Origin of the sequence: Nonomuraea sp. NPDC050153, from assembly GCF_044460125.1 — a bacterium.
Taxonomy (GTDB): domain Bacteria; phylum Actinomycetota; class Actinomycetes; order Streptosporangiales; family Streptosporangiaceae; genus Nonomuraea.
In genome coordinates, this window is sequence record NZ_JBITJQ010000001.1 from 495,662 (window position 1) to 510,098 (window position 14,437).

At 72.1% G+C, this 14,437-nt stretch carries 16 protein-coding genes; 5 read left to right on the forward strand and 11 right to left on the reverse strand.

The window, feature by feature from the left end; all coding sequences use genetic code 11:
• Window positions 1-81 precede the first annotated feature (81 nt).
• Window positions 82-240: a hypothetical protein gene (locus tag ACIBQ1_RS02365; RefSeq protein ID WP_397274124.1), complete on the reverse strand. Its 159-nt coding sequence runs from the start codon at window positions 238-240 to the stop codon at window positions 82-84.
• A gap of 25 nt (window positions 241-265) precedes the next feature.
• Between ACIBQ1_RS02365 and ACIBQ1_RS02370 the strand changes: the two genes are divergently transcribed.
• From ACIBQ1_RS02370 to ACIBQ1_RS02380, 3 genes are all read left to right on the forward strand, one after another.
• Window positions 266-787 (forward strand): CGNR zinc finger domain-containing protein, encoded by a 522-nt coding sequence (locus ACIBQ1_RS02370; protein WP_397274125.1) that lies wholly within the window; start codon window positions 266-268, stop codon window positions 785-787.
• Between the two features lie 228 nt (window positions 788-1,015).
• Window positions 1,016-2,746, forward strand: coding sequence for an ABC-F family ATP-binding cassette domain-containing protein (locus ACIBQ1_RS02375; RefSeq protein WP_397274126.1), 1,731 nt, complete (start codon window positions 1,016-1,018; stop codon window positions 2,744-2,746).
• A 38-nt stretch (window positions 2,747-2,784) separates the two neighbouring features.
• On the forward strand, window positions 2,785-3,768 hold the full coding sequence (locus ACIBQ1_RS02380) for a hypothetical protein (RefSeq protein ID WP_397274128.1): 984 nt from the start codon (window positions 2,785-2,787) through the stop codon (window positions 3,766-3,768).
• A gap of 64 nt (window positions 3,769-3,832) precedes the next feature.
• Here the strand turns inward: ACIBQ1_RS02380 and ACIBQ1_RS02385 are convergent, their stop codons facing one another.
• From ACIBQ1_RS02385 to ACIBQ1_RS02400, 4 genes are all read right to left on the reverse strand, one after another.
• Window positions 3,833-4,093, reverse strand: a complete 261-nt coding sequence (locus tag ACIBQ1_RS02385) for a zf-TFIIB domain-containing protein (RefSeq protein WP_397274129.1) — start codon at window positions 4,091-4,093, stop codon at window positions 3,833-3,835.
• Window positions 4,094-4,152: 59 nt separating this feature from the next.
• Window positions 4,153-5,007 (reverse strand): phosphotransferase, encoded by an 855-nt coding sequence (locus ACIBQ1_RS02390; protein WP_397274130.1) that lies wholly within the window; start codon window positions 5,005-5,007, stop codon window positions 4,153-4,155.
• A gap of 213 nt (window positions 5,008-5,220) precedes the next feature.
• Window positions 5,221-5,832 carry a LysE family translocator gene (locus tag ACIBQ1_RS02395; RefSeq protein ID WP_397274131.1) on the reverse strand — a complete coding sequence of 204 codons (612 nt, stop codon included), beginning with the start codon at window positions 5,830-5,832 and terminating at the stop codon, window positions 5,221-5,223.
• Between the two features lie 169 nt (window positions 5,833-6,001).
• The gene (locus ACIBQ1_RS02400; protein ID WP_397274132.1) at window positions 6,002-6,421 is read right to left on the reverse strand and encodes a ribosomal protein L7/L12; all 420 of its coding nucleotides are present in this window, start codon (window positions 6,419-6,421) and stop codon (window positions 6,002-6,004) included.
• A 462-nt stretch (window positions 6,422-6,883) separates the two neighbouring features.
• Between ACIBQ1_RS02400 and ACIBQ1_RS02405 the strand changes: the two genes are divergently transcribed.
• The gene (locus ACIBQ1_RS02405) at window positions 6,884-7,768 is read left to right on the forward strand and encodes a TIGR03619 family F420-dependent LLM class oxidoreductase (RefSeq protein WP_397274133.1); all 885 of its coding nucleotides are present in this window, start codon (window positions 6,884-6,886) and stop codon (window positions 7,766-7,768) included.
• On the opposite strand, the gene ACIBQ1_RS02410 is transcribed toward ACIBQ1_RS02405, so the two are convergent.
• The 3 genes from ACIBQ1_RS02410 to murQ are packed head-to-tail and all read right to left on the reverse strand — an operon-like array spanning window position 7,765 to window position 10,220.
• A complete protein-coding gene (locus ACIBQ1_RS02410; RefSeq protein ID WP_397274134.1) occupies window positions 7,765-8,151 on the reverse strand; it encodes a VOC family protein in 387 nt (128 codons plus the stop codon). The two genes, ACIBQ1_RS02405 and ACIBQ1_RS02410, sit on opposite strands and share 4 nt — an antisense overlap.
• 9 nt (window positions 8,152-8,160) lie before the next feature.
• Window positions 8,161-9,309 carry a serine hydrolase domain-containing protein gene (locus ACIBQ1_RS02415; protein ID WP_397274135.1) on the reverse strand — a complete coding sequence of 383 codons (1,149 nt, stop codon included), beginning with the start codon at window positions 9,307-9,309 and terminating at the stop codon, window positions 8,161-8,163.
• A gap of 11 nt (window positions 9,310-9,320) precedes the next feature.
• Complete coding sequence (murQ, locus tag ACIBQ1_RS02420; RefSeq protein ID WP_397274136.1) at window positions 9,321-10,220, reverse strand: N-acetylmuramic acid 6-phosphate etherase; 900 nt, start codon at window positions 10,218-10,220, stop codon at window positions 9,321-9,323.
• A gap of 58 nt (window positions 10,221-10,278) precedes the next feature.
• Between murQ and ACIBQ1_RS02425 the strand changes: the two genes are divergently transcribed.
• Window positions 10,279-11,439: an exo-beta-N-acetylmuramidase NamZ domain-containing protein gene (locus tag ACIBQ1_RS02425; protein WP_397274137.1), complete on the forward strand. Its 1,161-nt coding sequence runs from the start codon at window positions 10,279-10,281 to the stop codon at window positions 11,437-11,439.
• A 2-nt stretch (window positions 11,440-11,441) separates the two neighbouring features.
• On the opposite strand, the gene ACIBQ1_RS02430 is transcribed toward ACIBQ1_RS02425, so the two are convergent.
• Genes ACIBQ1_RS02430 through ACIBQ1_RS02440 form a run of 3 tightly spaced genes read right to left on the reverse strand, consistent with a single transcriptional unit; the run spans window position 11,442 to window position 14,436 of the window.
• Window positions 11,442-12,425 carry a GNAT family N-acetyltransferase gene (locus ACIBQ1_RS02430; RefSeq protein WP_397274138.1) on the reverse strand — a complete coding sequence of 328 codons (984 nt, stop codon included), beginning with the start codon at window positions 12,423-12,425 and terminating at the stop codon, window positions 11,442-11,444.
• Window positions 12,425-13,435 (reverse strand): ABC transporter ATP-binding protein, encoded by a 1,011-nt coding sequence (locus tag ACIBQ1_RS02435; RefSeq protein ID WP_397274139.1) that lies wholly within the window; start codon window positions 13,433-13,435, stop codon window positions 12,425-12,427. Before ACIBQ1_RS02435 ends, ACIBQ1_RS02430 begins: the two co-directional genes overlap by 1 nt.
• A complete protein-coding gene (locus tag ACIBQ1_RS02440) occupies window positions 13,432-14,436 on the reverse strand; it encodes an ABC transporter ATP-binding protein (protein WP_397274140.1) in 1,005 nt (334 codons plus the stop codon). Before ACIBQ1_RS02440 ends, ACIBQ1_RS02435 begins: the two co-directional genes overlap by 4 nt.
• Between the last annotated feature and the right edge of the window lies 1 nt (window position 14,437).

The following is a 14,437-nucleotide window of genomic DNA, read 5'->3' on the forward strand; positions in this document are numbered from 1 at the left end:
TGGCCTCTCCGCGTGTCCTGGATTGCCGGGTGTGAGCGATTGATGGACGAACCCGGCCGGGCCTTCGACGAGCCGGCTGAGCTAGCCGTGGTGGCGGGGTGGGACGGTGGCCACCATGGCCGAAGTGCGCACCTCCCACACGCCGCAGGCGCACCGCAGGTAGGAGACCGTGCCCTCGGAGGTGCGGTGGGAGGAGACGACGGCCAGGGCCAGGGGATCGTGCAGGTGTCTGGAGTGCATGTTTCCAATCTGCTGTAATGGCCTTATGCATTTCAACGCTTACGGCGGCAATGGGGCGGCCCTCGCGGCGGCGCTGGTGAACGCGACCGACTTCAGCCCCGAGGCGGTCGAGGCGATGCTGACCGAGCATCGCCTCGTCCGCACCGCCGTCACCGCCGAGCAGGCCGAGGAACTGCGGGGGTGGGCGGGGCGGCTGTCGCCGGTGTTCGGGGAGCGCGACCAGGACACGCAGATCAAGCTGATCAACGATCTGCTCGACGTCACCGCGTCCAAGCCGTACGTCAGCGCGCACGACGGCCGCGAGCCCCACCTGCACTTCTTCTCCGTGGACGCCGACGTCGTGTCCAGGGCGAAGGACACCACGGCCGGCGGGCTGGCCATGGCCATGTCGTTCGCGGGCAGGCACCGGCTGGGGCGGTGCGACCGCGACGGGTGCGAGTTCGTCTTCATCGACACCTCCCGCAACGGGCGGCGCCGGTTCTGCTCTCCCGCCTGCGCGAACAGGGTCAACGTCGCCGCGCACCGGGCGCGCGGCCTTGCGAGGTGATCGACGCGTCGCGTACGCTTTGGGCGTCTTATCGCCGAGCCGTGGGGGCAGTTGACGTGAGGATCTGAGGTCGCGGGCACCGCGCCGTTCCGCCCTGTCGTGGGCACGCGCGCACACCTGGACCTCCGGCGATCCTTTCTCGCCCCGAATTCCCTTGTTGTGCTACGCGCGTTTGCGGTGTTTCCCGCCAAGTCACGAAATTTCGACCTTTGTGACGGGAGCCGCCTTATGTCTTTTTCCATTGTCGTAGATCACGTGTCCTTCGGCTGGCCGGACGGCACCAAGGTGCTCGACGGGCTCGACGCCGCGTTCCCCGCGGGGCGCACCGGCCTCATCGGGACCAACGGGTCGGGCAAGTCCACCCTGCTGAAGATCATCGCGGGGGAGCTGGCCCCGCGACCCGGATCCGTTTCCGTGTCCGGGGAGGTGGGATACCTGCCGCAGAACGTCCCGCTGGTCGCCGGACGTACCGTGTCGGACCTGCTGGAGATCGGCGCGACGCGGGCGGCGCTGCACGCCATCGAGAGCGGGGACGCCGCCGAGGAGCACTTCGCGGCCGTCGGCGACGACTGGGACGTCGAAGAGCGCGCATGGGCGGAGCTCGACCGGCTCGGGCTCGGCCACATCGGGCTGGACCGCACGGTCGGCACGCTGTCCGGCGGCGAGACCATCATGGTCGCGCTCGCCGCCCAGCTGCTGAAACGGCCCGAGGTGCTGCTGCTCGACGAGCCCACCAACAACCTCGACCTGGACGCGCGGGAGCGGCTCTGCGCCGCGGTCGCCGCCTGGCCGGGGGTGCTGGTCGTGGTCAGCCACGACCGCGCGCTGCTGGAGCTGGTGGACCAGATCGCCGAGCTGCGCGACGGGGTCGTGCGCATGTACGGGGGCAACCTGAGCGCCTACGAGGAGCAGGTCGCCGCCGAGCAGGAGAGCGTCCAGCGGATGGTACGGACCGCGGAAGGCGAGGTCCGCCGGCAGCAGCGGGAGCTCGTCGACGCCCGCACCCGGATCGACCGGAGCCGGCGGGCCGGCCGGAAGGCGTTCGAGAACAAGAAGGCGCCGAAGATCGTCGCGAACGGCCTCAAGCGGAAGGCCCAGGTGACGGCCGGCAAGCAGCGCAACCTGGCCATCGAGAAGCTGGAGGAGGCACGGGGGCGGCTGACGGAGGCCGAGCAGGCGGTGCGCGACGACGCGGAGATCCGCATCCAGCTGCCGGGCACCGAGGTCCCGGCGGGGCGCACGGTCCTGACCCTCCCCCTCGACCCGCCTCCCGCCGGCAGCCCTGTCGAAGCTGACGCCGCACTCGAAACGGCCGCTGTCAGTGCGTCCGGCGTGCGCGCCGCCGAAGAGGCGCCCGCGTCCGAGGCCACCGGCGGCCCGGATGCCGGTGGGGCGGCTGAGACGGGAGGCGCCGAGGAGGGCGGGGTGCGTGGCGTGGTGCTGGAGGCGCTGGTCGTGCGGGGTCCCGAGCGGATCGCGCTGCTGGGCCCCAACGGCTCGGGCAAGACCACGCTGCTCAAGCGGATCGTCGAGCACGGCGCCCACGTCCCGGTGCGATACCTGCCGCAGCGCCTCGACCTCCTGGACGACGCGCTGAGCGTGGTGGACAACGTGCGGGCGGTGGCGCCGTCCGCCTCCGTGAACGACGTCCGGGCACGTCTGGCGCGCTTCCTGTTCAGGGGCGAGCGGGTCAACCAGGCCGTCGGCACGCTGTCGGGAGGCGAGCGCTTCCGGGCGACGCTGGCCGCGCTCCTGTCGGCCGAGCCGCCGCCCCAGCTGCTCCTGCTCGACGAGCCGACGAACAACCTGGACATGGCCGGCGTCCGCCAGCTCTCCCAGGCGCTGAACGCGTATCGGGGGGCGCTCGTGGTGGCCGGCCACGATGTGCCGTTCCTGGAGACGATCGGGATCACCCGGTGGCTGCGACAGGATCGCAACGCCGGACTGGCCGAATCCTGAATTGACGGGCAGGGATCAACCGGACGATAGTGTGACAGGTGGCTGGACCCCGGTTGATCTCCTGCGTTCTCGCCCTGGCAACCCTCACGCTCGGCGCGTGCTCCTCGGCGTTACCGTCACCGACCGGAGGCGAGCCGAAGGTCAGTGGTGTCGCCGGCGGCAACGGCGGCGGCGTGCCCGCGGGCGGCGGCACGGCGGCGGGCACCCCCAGCGCGACAGCCCTCACGCCCGAGGCCTACAAGGGCGAGCTCCAGAGCAGGCACAAGTCGATGGCGGACGCCATCGGCGCCCTGGCCGGCGCGCGCGGGGTCAAGGCCCTGGACCAGCGCGTCACGCGCGCCGAGGAGTCGCTGAGCGGGGCGGCGGACGCGCTGGCCGCCATCACCCCGCCCGACGCCGTACGCGCCCAGCACGACGCGTACGTGACCAGCCTGCGCGACTTCGCCGGCGAGCTGGGCTCCACGGCGGGCAAGGTCGGCGGGCGGAACCTGTGCACGTCGTCGGCCGTCCTCATCGACCTTGACGACAAGCTGGCCGCGCTCGACAAGGCGGGCGAGGCCCTGCAGAGCGCCGGCGACTACCCGGCCGACATCGTGAACGTGAAGGCCGGCAAGCGGCAGACCAGGCGGCTGAGCAACGGCTCGTTCATCAAGAAGAGCACGTTCAACGGCCGCAGCTCGCTGGAGATCGACAACGGCGGCACCCGCGACGCCGTGGTCACCGTCATGAAGGGCGGGAGCAAGACGTTCAGCGTGTACGTGCGCAGGAGCGCCAAGTTCAAGATCAAGGGCGTGCGCGACGGCAACTACAAGATCTACTTCACGCACGGCGTGGACTGGGACGGCAAGAACAAGTCGTTCACGCGTGAGTGCAGCTTCGAGCGGTTCCAGAAGTCGGTGAAGTTCAAGACGACGTTCACCGCCACGCAGATCCGCTGGCACGACTGGCGCATCACGCTGCACGCGATCGCGGGCGGCAACGCCCGCACCGCGCCCGTCGACCCCGACGACTTCCCCGGCTGACCCCCGGTCCCCGCAGGCGACACGAAGGCCGCGCACCCCCACCGGTGCGCGGCCTTCGTCGCGGTCAGGTCGAGAACAGCATGCCCACCCAGCTGCGCTGCCGGTGGTGGTGGCCGCCGTAGTGGCCGCCGTGCGGGGGCGGCGCACCCCAGGCGGGGCCGGCGGCGGGAGGCGGGGGAGCCGTGTGGTACTGGGTCTCCATCCGGGTCAGCGTCTCGAGCTCGCCGTAGTCGAGGAAGATCCCGCGGCAGTTGTCGCACTGCTCGATGTGGACGCCGTTGCGCTCATAGGTCCGCATGTTGCCGCGGCACTTGGGGCACTGCATCTAGGTCGCTCTCCTTGGCTTCGAGGTCTCAGGGTTGAAACCTACCGCGCGCAACCCCGTCACGCTCGGACGATTCTGTTGCACGACTCCACTAACGAATGTTCGACCTCGTCCAGTTCCCGGCCGTCGCGCTCGGCGTTCACCACGGCCACGGCGGCGAGCTGGACGGTCAGCGCCCTGGCGGGCACGTCGAGCCGCCGCCAGGGGTCGTCGCCCCGGCCGAGCGCGGGCCCGCCGGAGGCGAGGTAGGCCCCCAGGAACCGCTCCCATACGGCCGGGTCGAGCAGCCCGGCGGCATACCAGGCGGCCGGCCTGGCCAGGTCCCAGGCCGGGTCGCCGACGCCCAGGTCGTCGACGTCGATGAGCAGCCAGTCGTCGCGGCGGACGAGCTGGCCCAGGTGCCAGTCGCCGTGCGTGAGCAGGCCGGGCAGCGGGTCGGGCTCGGGCAGCTCCTTGAAGGTCCGCCGGATGAGCTGCTCCACCGGGCCGTCGCCGGTCATCCGGGCCACCGCCCTGGCGGCCCGCGCCGGCCCGCCGGCAGGGGGAAGGCCGGGCAGCGGCGTCAGCGGGATGGCGTGCAGCCTGGCCAGCAGCCTGGCGCCCTCCTCCCACGGCGCGGAGTCCGGGTCGTCCTGCGCGACCGGCCGGCCGGTCGGCCAGACCGTCACCGCGCGGCCCGCGACCGTCAGCACCTCGGGGTCGAGCGGGGGCAGCATCACGCCGGTCACCGCGGCCGACGCCGCCGCCCGCAACCGGATCCGCAAAGACTCCACGTCGTCGCGCGCCGAGTGGGCCTTGACCACGACCTCGCCCCTGCGTAACACCACGACGTCCGTGCGCGTCGGATGCAGCACGGGCTCGCCCGCCCCTCCGTACGCCGCGGAGATCCCCGCCAGCTCCTCCTCCAACCCCACTCGTACAGACTATTCGGCGGTGTGGGCGGTGCACGCCGCCGGAGGCGATTGCCGGATCGGGCCGAACCCCCGACCGGACCTGCGGTAGCGACGCCCTGACGTGCTACCGGCGCCATGACCACGCAGCACGAAGGGAGAGCGGTCCCAGGCGGGTGGCGGACGAAGTCGCAAGTTCCGCGTTTCCCTGGGCCACCAGCCCTACGTCGACCGCGACTATTGCTGGGTGAGAGCGAGTCTGACACCGAGCGCGGCGAACGCGGCGCCGAACCCGCAGCGCATCCACGTCAGTACTTTGGGCCGTGAGATCACGTGGTTCCTGACCGCGGCGGCGAACAGGCCGCAACCGGTGAAGGCGACGAATGTCAGCAGCATGAACACGCCGCTCAGTTCCAGCATGCGGGCCAGCGCGGCGGGCTCGCCGGTGCTCACGAACTGCGGCAGGAATGCGAAGAAGAAGATCGACAGCTTGGGATTGAGTATGTTGATCAGCACCCCGTCGACGATCACCTTGGCCGTCGGGCGCGGGGAGGACTCCTGGTCCACCTTCAGCGCGCCCCGCTCGCGCAGCGTGGACCAGGCCATGTAGAGCAGGTACGCCACGCCCGCGTACTTCAGCACCTGGAAGGCGACGGCGCTGGCGTGCAGCAGCGCCGCCAGGCCGGTGACGGCCGCCGCCATGTGCGGCACGATGCCGAGCGTGCAGCCGAACGCCGCCACGACGCTCGCCCGCCCGCCGCGCGACAGGCCGGCCGCCAGCGTGTAGAGCATGCCGGTGCCCGGGGTGACGACGATGACGAGTGAGGTCAGCAGGAATTCAATGCTCACGAGTGGAGGTCCTCCTGGAGGCGGGGTGCTCCCTACACACCCAACCGCTTCCCCCTTTCTATGTCAATGGCTGTTTGTTTTAGTCTCTACTGTTGTCCCCTGCCGACGCCCCTGGCCGGAAGGGCCGGCCTGATGGCCTTCGCCGGCGTCTTGTAGGACTTGTCGGAATTTAGAGGGCGCGGAGGAAGCGGAGCGCCTCGTCCTCGGTCATGCCGGTTTCGCCGCGCACCAGATGGACGGCCTGTTCGACGCGTCCGGCCTCCTTGAGCTGCCGAACCCGGGCGGCCAGGTTGTCCGGGGGTGCGGCCGCAGGTGCGGTCGGCGGGCGATGCAATGCCGGATGGTTGATGGGACGCCCCGCGGCCAGGCCGTCCACCTCGTCTTTGGCCTCTTTGAGACCCATACCGGTGTGCCGGCGCAGCAGCTTGATCGCGTAAATGCGTTTGCCCTGGGCGACCAGGCTGCGTAGCTGGTGGTTGAGCTCATCCGGCGGCAGGAAGACAGGCGGCCGGCTGCCTCGGGCGCTCGCCCTGACGATCGCCACGGCGACGATGGCGATGACGGCGATGAAGGTGAGGACGAGGAGCATCTCCGGGAACCCGATCACGACTCGATCCTAGACCGGCACGTCGTCCGCCGCGGCAGCTCAAGCCGCTTGTCCCTGTCTCCCTGCGAGCTCACCGTCATCCCCGGTTTTCGGCACCGCCCGGACCCGGCGGCTGCCCGATTCCGCGAGCGCGTCCACGACCGCGGCCTGGTCGCCGATGACGCCGGCGGCTACCACCTGACCGAGGCCGGCCGCGCCCTCTACGCTGCCCAGCGGGGCCCCTACGTGCTGATGTCGCCGGCCGCCGGTCTCGTCCGGCATGCCCTGGCCGTGCGGCGCAAAGGAACGCGATTGCCAATCAGCGCATCCAGAAGGCGCTGGAGAAACAATGAGCGACAGGACGCCGCTATGGAATGGCCGCGTCCGTGGAAGGCTCGTCTCGTTCTTTCTTGCAGGTCAAAGGGTCCTGCGGGGAGTGGATTCGCGTCGGTCAGACTAGGGGGCATGAGAGTCGGTTTCGCAGTGCCCCAGTCAGGCCCATGGGCGACCCCGGAGAACATGCGCCGCGTCGCCCGGCGGGCGGAGGAGCTCGGCTACCACGAGCTGTGGACGTTCCAGCGGCTGCTGTACCCGGTCGGGCACCCGATGGGGCCGACGTACCGCAGCGTGCACGACCCGCTGATCACGCTGGCCCACCTGGCGGGCGTGACGGAGCGGATCCGGCTGGGCGTGGCCGTGATCAACGCGTACGTGCAGCCGGTCGTGCTGGCCAAGCAGCTGGCCACGCTGCAGACCGTGTCCGGCGGGCGGCTCACGGCCGGGCTCGGGCTGGGCTGGGTGCCGGAGGAGTTCGAGGCGGCGGGCGTCGGCATGGAGCGGCGCGGGCGCAGGGGCGAGGAGTTCGTCGAGGTGCTGCGCAAGGCGTGGGCCGACGACGTGATGGAGCACCGCGGCGAGTTCTACCGGGTGTCGCCGTCCCACCTGGACCCCAAGCCCGTGCCGGGGCCGCCGCCGATCCTGCTGGGCGGCACCGCCGAGGTCGCGCTGCGCCGCGCCGCCCGGCTGGCCGACGGGTGGGTGAGCTCCAGCAGGGAGGACCTGTCCGCGATCGCCGGACGCGTGGAGCTGATCAAGGCGGCGCTGGCGGAGTCGGGGCGCGACGCGACCGGGTTCCGCTTCGTGTGCCGCGGCGTCACGCGGGTCGGGGCGGCCGATGACCGCCCCCTGACGGGCACCTACGACAAGATCAGGGCCGACGTGGACGCGCTGGCCGCCGGCGGCGTGACGGACGTCTTCCACGACCTCAACTTCGACCGCGAGTTCGTCGCGCTCGACGCCAAGGAGGCGATGCGCCGGGCCGAGGAGGCGCTGGAGGCGCTGGCCCCCTAGCCCCAGCCGCCGTAGGGGACCGTGATGATCTCCAGGTTGTGGCCGTTGGGGTCGGACCAGTAGAGGCCGCGGCCGCCGTCGTGGGTGTTGATCCGCTCCGGCTCGGAGTGGTGCGGATCGGCCCAGTACGTCAGCCCGCGGCCCTTGATCCGATCCCAGATCTGGTCGAACTCCTCCTCGCTGACCAGGAACGCGTAATGCTGCGGCAGCACCGCCTCGTCGCCCACCTGGATGACGTCGAGCGAGACGCCGTTGCCGAGCGTGACGACGCGGAACGGCCCGTACACGGGCGCGGGCTCCAGGCCGAGGACGTCCACGAGGAACGCGGCGGTCGCGTCTCTGTCCTTCGCCTGCACGATGGTGTGGTTCAGCTGGACGGACATACTTGCAGGCTATGCGAGGCCGCGCAGTCGCAGCGCTTCCCCGGCCACCGCGTGGCGCAGCTCGCGGATGCCGTCGCGGCCCCGTACGGGGTGGACGGCGTTCGTCAGCAGCACCACGGTCAGGCCGCGGGCGGGATCGACCACCAGCGAGGTGCCGGTGAAGCCGGAATGCCCGAAGGCGCCGCTCAGCGGCCCCACGATGGCCGGGTCGCCGATCCGCACGCCCAGCCCGTGCCGGAAGGCGGCCCCCTCGGCGCCCTGGTCACGCACCATCTCGGCCACGCTCTCCGGGCGCAGCACGCCGCCCCCGTGCCGGAGCGCGGCCGACCGCAGCGCCTCGCCGAAGGTCAGCAGGTCGCCGGCCGTGGCGAACAGCCCCGCGTGCCCCGCCACGCCGCCCAGCGCGTACGCCGTCTCGTCGTGGACCTCGCCCCGCACGCAGCCGGGTCCGGGCCGCTCCGGCTTCCACTCGGTGGCGGCGATCCGAGCGAGCGCGGGGACCCGGGCGGGCGCGGGGACCTGAGCAGGCACGGAGACCCGAGCAGGCGCGGGGACCCGGGCGGGCGCCCGCGACGGCGCGGTGGGCCGGTAACCGGTGTCGGCCAGGCCGAGCACGTCCGTGACCCGGGCGCGGACCAGCGCGTCGAGCGGCGCGCCGCCGGCCAGTTCGGCGACCCGGCCGGCGATGACCAGGCCCACGTCGCTGTAGAGGTACGGCCCGCCGACCGGGTGGGCGATCGGCGTGCGCACCATCGCCTCCATGCGCTCGGAGGCGTCCGCGTCCGGCAGCTCCAGGTCGATGCGCCGGGTCGGGGGCAGGCCCGCCGTGTGCGTGAGCAGGCGGCGCGGCGTGATCCTCGGGTCATGGCCCGGGATCCAGGCGGCCACCGGCTCGTCCAGCTCGATCGCGTTCTCCTCGGCCAGCGAGAGCAGCACGGCCGTGGTGAAGAGCTTGCTGATCGAGGCCAGGTCGAAGATCGAGTCGAGGCCGGCGGGCGGACGCTCCGCGGCGAGCGTTCCGTTGGCGTCGGCGTGGCGTACGAGCTCGCCGGTGGCGGCCGCGGCGGCCACGGAGCCGTCCACGGCGATCAGCGCGACCGCGGCCGAGCACACGCGCGGCACCGCGCCCGCCAGGACCGCCCCCAGCCGGTCGGTCATCCCCGTTCCCCTCAGCCGCTCAGCGCGTCGCTGAGGCGCTCCCCGTGCGACTCCAGCAGTGCCCGTGCTCCCTCCGCGTCGAGCCCGTGCTGGATCATCAGCACGGCGATCTTCGCCTGCCCGCCGGCCGCGTCCAGCGCGGTCTCGGCCGTCTTGAGGTCGGCGCCGGTGATGTCGCTGACCATGCGCAGCGCGCGCCCGGCCAGCTTGTTGTTCATCGCCGACATCTCGATCATCTTGTTGCCGTAGGTACGGCCGAGCTTGACCATCGAGATCGTCGAGATCATGTTGAGCACGAGCTTCTGGGCCGTGCCCGCCTTGAGCCGGGTCGAGCCGGTCACCACCTCGGGTCCCACGACCACCTCGATCGCGTGCTCGGCGGCGGCCGACAGCGGCGCGCCGTCGTTGCACGACAGGCCGACGGTGAGCGCGCCCCGGGAGGCCGCCTCCGCCAGCGCGCCCAGGACGAAGGGAGCCCGGCCGCTGGCGGACACGCCCACCACCGAGTCGAGCGGTCCCACCTCCAGGTCCTTCAGCGCGGCGGCGCCCGCCACGGGGTCGTCCTCCGCTCCCTCGACCGACCGGGTGAGCGCCTCCGGCCCGCCGGCGATGATGCCCTGCACCAGCGACGGATCGGTGCCGAACGTGGGCGGGCACTCACTCGCGTCGAGCACGGCCAGCCGCCCCGACGTGCCGGCGCCGACGTACAGCAGCCGGCCGCCCTCCACCATCCTGGCGGAGATCGCGTCGATGGCGGCCGAGATCGCCGGGATGGCCACCGCGACGGCGGCGGGCACGGCGGCGTCGGCCTGGTTCATGAGCCGGGCGATCTGCTCGGTAGGCAGCCGGTCGATCTGGCTGTAGCGGGGATCGCTCTGCTCGGTGGACAGCTCGGGTAGCGGATCAATCATGACGCTAATTTCCACCCTCTCCTTCACACTTGTAAATATCTTTCAGACAATGGCTTTCATGCCACACGTACGCACTGGAGCCGAACGGCTGGCCGTGGATACCGCCCTCGCGGGCGGAACCCGGCTCGGCCTGATCACGAACCCCACCGGGGTCCTGCCCGATCTCACCCCCACCGCGGACGCGCTGCCGGCCGCAGGACTGAACCTGACGGCCCTGTTCGGCCCCGAGCACGGCATGCGCGGCACCGCCCAGGCGGACGGCGGCGAGGCCGACACCGTGGACGAGAAGACCGGCCTGCCGGTCTTCAACACCCACAAGCTCGCGGGCCAGGAGCTCGATCGGACGGTCGCGGGGTCGGGCGTGGACACGCTGGTGTTCGACATCGCCGACGTGGGCACGCGGTTCTACACCTACGTCTGGACGATGTACGACCTCCTGGCGTCGGCCGCCCGGCTGGGGCTGAGGTTCGTGGTGCTGGACCGGCCCAACCCGCTCGGCGGGACCGTCCAGGAAGGACCGCTGCTCGACCCGGCGTTCGCGAGCTTCGTGGGCCGCTTCCCGCTGCCGGTACGGCACGGCAGGACGGCCGGGGAGCTGGCCACGCTGTTCGGGTTCGACGTGGACCTGCGCGTGATCGAGATGGAGGGCTGGCGGCGCGACATGACGTTCGCCGAGACTGGCCTGCCCTGGGTGATGCCGTCGGTCAACATGCCGACCCCGGACACCGCGCTGGTCTACCCCGGCACGGGCCTCTTCGAGGGGACGAACTTCTCCGAGGGCCGCGGCACGACCAGGCCGTTCGAGCTGGTCGGCGCCCCGTACGCCGACGCGCAGTTCGCCCCGGCGCTGGCCGCGCTGGACCTGCCGGGCGTGCGGTTCAGGGAGACGTGGTTCACGCCCACCTTCCACAAGCACGCGGGCGTCGCCGTGCGCGGCGTCCAGCTCCACGTGCACGACCGCGAGGCGTTCAGGCCCGTCCTGACGGGCCTGTCCATGCTGCACGTGGCCCGCACCCTCTACCCGGACGACCTGCGCTGGTGGGGCCCCGACCTGTTCATGGACCACTTGTGGGGCTCCGACACCCTGACCCGCTGCCTGGACGCAGGGGAGGACCCCCGGGGCCTCTGCCCGCCGCCGGGAAGGCCGGAAGGACGACTCCTCTACGGTGACCGCGCCGAGCGGCACACCGCAGGCAGCCGGAACAGCGCCTACGAGTGACATCACGCCAGTTCGCGCCGGTATAGCCAGAAGACGCGTTCCGCTCGCGCGCCCACGGCGTGGGAGTAGAACCGCAGCGGCCCGACCCAGCCGATCTGGGCGCTGGTCTGCCCGGCGGCCCGCTGGTCCGCCAGGCACCTGCGCAGCAGTACGCGGCCGACGCCCAGCCCGCGGGCGTCGGGCGAGGTCCCCATGGGGCCGAACCAGCCGGGCCGGGCGCCCCAGGCGGCGAAGCCCAGGATGCGACCGTCGCGCTCGGCGTAGTGCAGGCCGGTCGCGTGGGCCGCCTCCCAGGCCCAGCGCTCGTTCCAGTGCTCCAGGACGAACGCGGCGACGTGCTCGCGGCCCGGGCCGCCCGCCCCGCCATCCAGCCCGTCATCCACCCCGTCATCCGGCCCGTCGCTCACAGGGCCGCCGGCCGCGTGCACGCGCACGCCGGACCGCTCCAGCCGCAGCAGGTCGTCCGCCACGGACAGGTCGGTGTTCAGGTCGGCCGTCATGTTCCAGGCGACGTCGTACCGGTGGTAGCCGAGGCTCTCGGCCAGGCAGGCGGCCGCGGTGTAGCGTACGTCGATGCCCGGCCAGAGGTAGCACGGCGGGTTGCCGGCGAAGCGCGCCTGCCGCGCGCCCTGGCCGCGCAGCCAGTCCTCGGCGGCCCCCACCAGGGCGCGCCCGCGCCCCTGCCCCTGCGCGGAGGGGTGCACGGCCAGCAGGTCGATGTGCCCGACGTGCGGGTCCACGGCCGACAGGGACGCCATCACCACGCCGCCGTCGGTGGCCAGCGCGGTCCAGCGCCGGTCCGCGGGCGGGCGCGACAGGAAGCCGACCAGGCCGGCGGCGTCGGCGGCGTCCAGCGTCAGCGCGGCGGCGGCGACCTCGGCCGCCTCCGCGAGCCCCGCGGCCCCGACGGCCCCGACGGCCGGCCCCGTGGCCGACCCTGCGGCTGACCCTGCGGCGGACATGAAGGCCCGCACGGCGTGGGACATCACACCTCGCTCAGCGGGCGGGCGATCACGTTGCGGCGCTCGGGGTAGAAGCACGCGTGCTCCTGCGGCACCCCCTCGGTCAGCTGCAGCAGCGGGCGCTCGCTCGCGCACCGCTCGCCCCTGAACGGGCAGCGGCGGGCGAACAGGCAGCCCTCGTCGGACTGGCTCTCGTCCAGCGACTCCAGCGGCGCCACCGGCTGCTCGCCGGGCTGCTCCAGCCCGTGCAGCACCGGGATCGCCGACAGCAGCGACTGCGTGTACGGGTGCACGGGGTCGGCGATGACCGTGTCCACCGGCCCGCGCTCGATGACCTGGCCCCGGTAGATGACGTACAGCTCGCCGTCGTCGCCGATGTAGCGGGCCGTGGCCACGTCGTGGGTGATGAACAGCACGCTCACGCCGAGCCGCTCGCGCAGGTCCTTCAGCAGCGCCAGGATGCCCAGCCGCAGCGACACGTCGATCATCGAGACGGCCTCGTCCGCGACGAGCATCTCCGGGTCGACGGTCAGCGCGCGGGCGATGACCACGCGCTGCCGCATGCCGCCGGACAACTGGTGCGGGTAGCGCGCCAGCACCGTGCCCGGGTCGAGGCCCACCAGCGACAGCACCTCGCCGGCCCGCTCCTCGATCCACGACTGCGACCGGCCGGTCTGCTTGGCCCGCAGGGACAGCGGGGCGTACAGGGTCTGGTGGATGGTCCTGGTCGGGTTCAGGGCCGAGTACGGGTCCTGGTGGATCATCTGGATCTTGCGGAAGTGCGGCTGGCGCTGCTTCGGCTTGAGCGGCGACATGGAGACGCCGTCGATCAGGATCTCGCCCTCGTCGTACGTCTCCAGCCCGGCGATGATCCGGCCCAGCGTGGTCTTGCCGCACCCGGACTCGCCGATGAACGAGGCCGCGCCCCCCCTCGGGATCGCGAAGTCCACCCCGCGCAGCGCGCGCACCTCGCGGGCGCCGAGCATCTTGCCCCGCTGCTTGAACGTCTTGACGACGCCGTTCCCAGTGATCATGCGGGCTCCTTCACGTTCGCGGTCACGGCGTGGCAGGCCACGACCCGCGACCCGTCGGCGCCTTGATCGACGCGGGGCAGCGGATCGACGGTGTCGCACACGTCCATGCGCAGCGCGCAGCGCTCCCTGAACACGCACCCCTCCTTGGGCACGGTCGCCAGCGTCGGCGGCCGGCCCGGCAGCGCCCTGGCCTCGTCGATGTCGCCGACGAGCCGGGGGATGGCCTGGATCAGGCCCCTGGTGTACGGGTGGCGGGGCGAGCCGAGCACCTCCCTGGTGGGGCCCTGCTCGACCAGTCGCCCGCCGTACATGACGGCCAGCCGGTCGGCGACCTCGGCCACCACGCCGATGTCGTGCGTGATGACGAGGGTGGTGAGGCCGCGCTCCGCGTGCACCTCGCGGATGATCTTCAGGATGTTCGCCTGCGTGATCATGTCGAGCGCGGTCGTCGGCTCGTCCAGCACCACCAGGTGGGCGTTGAGGACCAGCGCCAGCATGATGCCGACCCGCTGGCGCATGCCGCCGGACAGCTCGTGCTGGTGCGAGTCGAGCACCCTGGCCCCGTCCAGGCCCATCCGGGCCAGCAGCTCCTTGGCCTCGCGGACCAGGCCGCGCAGGTCGTCGACGCCATGCGAGCGGCCCAGATCGAGCAGCTGCTTGCCGACCGTCTTGAGCGGGTTCAAGGAGTTCTGGGCGGCCTGGAAGACGTACCCGATGTGCTTGCCCCTGGCCTTGCGCAGGTGCTCGCCCTTCAGGCCGACCACGTCGCCGAGCCCGTCGATCTCGACGCTGCCCGCCGCGATCCTGCCGGGCGGCTGGACGGCGTTGAGCAGCGACAGGGCCATCGTCGACTTGCCCGAGCCGGACTCGCCGACGATGCCGGTGATCGTGCCCGGCTCCAGGGTCAGGGTGATGTCCCTGACGGCGGGCAACTCGCCCGCGGGGGTCTTGTAGACGACCGTGAGGCCGTCGATGCGCACTCCCGGCGCTTTTCGAGCCACT

Excerpts from the sequence above, each read along its gene's own strand:
- murQ (WP_397274136.1), bottom strand. The coding sequence starts at position 10,220 with ATGATTGATCCGCTACCCGAGCTGTCCACCGAGCAGAGCGATCCCCGC.
- ACIBQ1_RS02385 (WP_397274129.1), bottom strand. The coding sequence starts at position 4,093 with ATGCAGTGCCCCAAGTGCCGCGGCAACATGCGGACCTATGAGCGCAAC.
- ACIBQ1_RS02365 (WP_397274124.1), bottom strand. The coding sequence starts at position 240 with ATGCACTCCAGACACCTGCACGATCCCCTGGCCCTGGCCGTCGTCTCC.
- ACIBQ1_RS02405 (WP_397274133.1), top strand. The coding sequence starts at position 6,884 with ATGAGAGTCGGTTTCGCAGTGCCCCAGTCAGGCCCATGGGCGACCCCG.
- ACIBQ1_RS02375 (WP_397274126.1), top strand. The coding sequence starts at position 1,016 with ATGTCTTTTTCCATTGTCGTAGATCACGTGTCCTTCGGCTGGCCGGAC.
- ACIBQ1_RS02410 (WP_397274134.1), bottom strand. The coding sequence starts at position 8,151 with ATGTCCGTCCAGCTGAACCACACCATCGTGCAGGCGAAGGACAGAGAC.
- ACIBQ1_RS02370 (WP_397274125.1), top strand. The coding sequence starts at position 266 with ATGCATTTCAACGCTTACGGCGGCAATGGGGCGGCCCTCGCGGCGGCG.
- ACIBQ1_RS02415 (WP_397274135.1), bottom strand. The coding sequence starts at position 9,309 with ATGACCGACCGGCTGGGGGCGGTCCTGGCGGGCGCGGTGCCGCGCGTG.
- ACIBQ1_RS02425 (WP_397274137.1), top strand. The coding sequence starts at position 10,279 with ATGCCACACGTACGCACTGGAGCCGAACGGCTGGCCGTGGATACCGCC.
- ACIBQ1_RS02400 (WP_397274132.1), bottom strand. The coding sequence starts at position 6,421 with ATGCTCCTCGTCCTCACCTTCATCGCCGTCATCGCCATCGTCGCCGTG.
- ACIBQ1_RS02430 (WP_397274138.1), bottom strand. The coding sequence starts at position 12,425 with ATGTCCCACGCCGTGCGGGCCTTCATGTCCGCCGCAGGGTCAGCCGCA.
- ACIBQ1_RS02435 (WP_397274139.1), bottom strand. The coding sequence starts at position 13,435 with ATGATCACTGGGAACGGCGTCGTCAAGACGTTCAAGCAGCGGGGCAAG.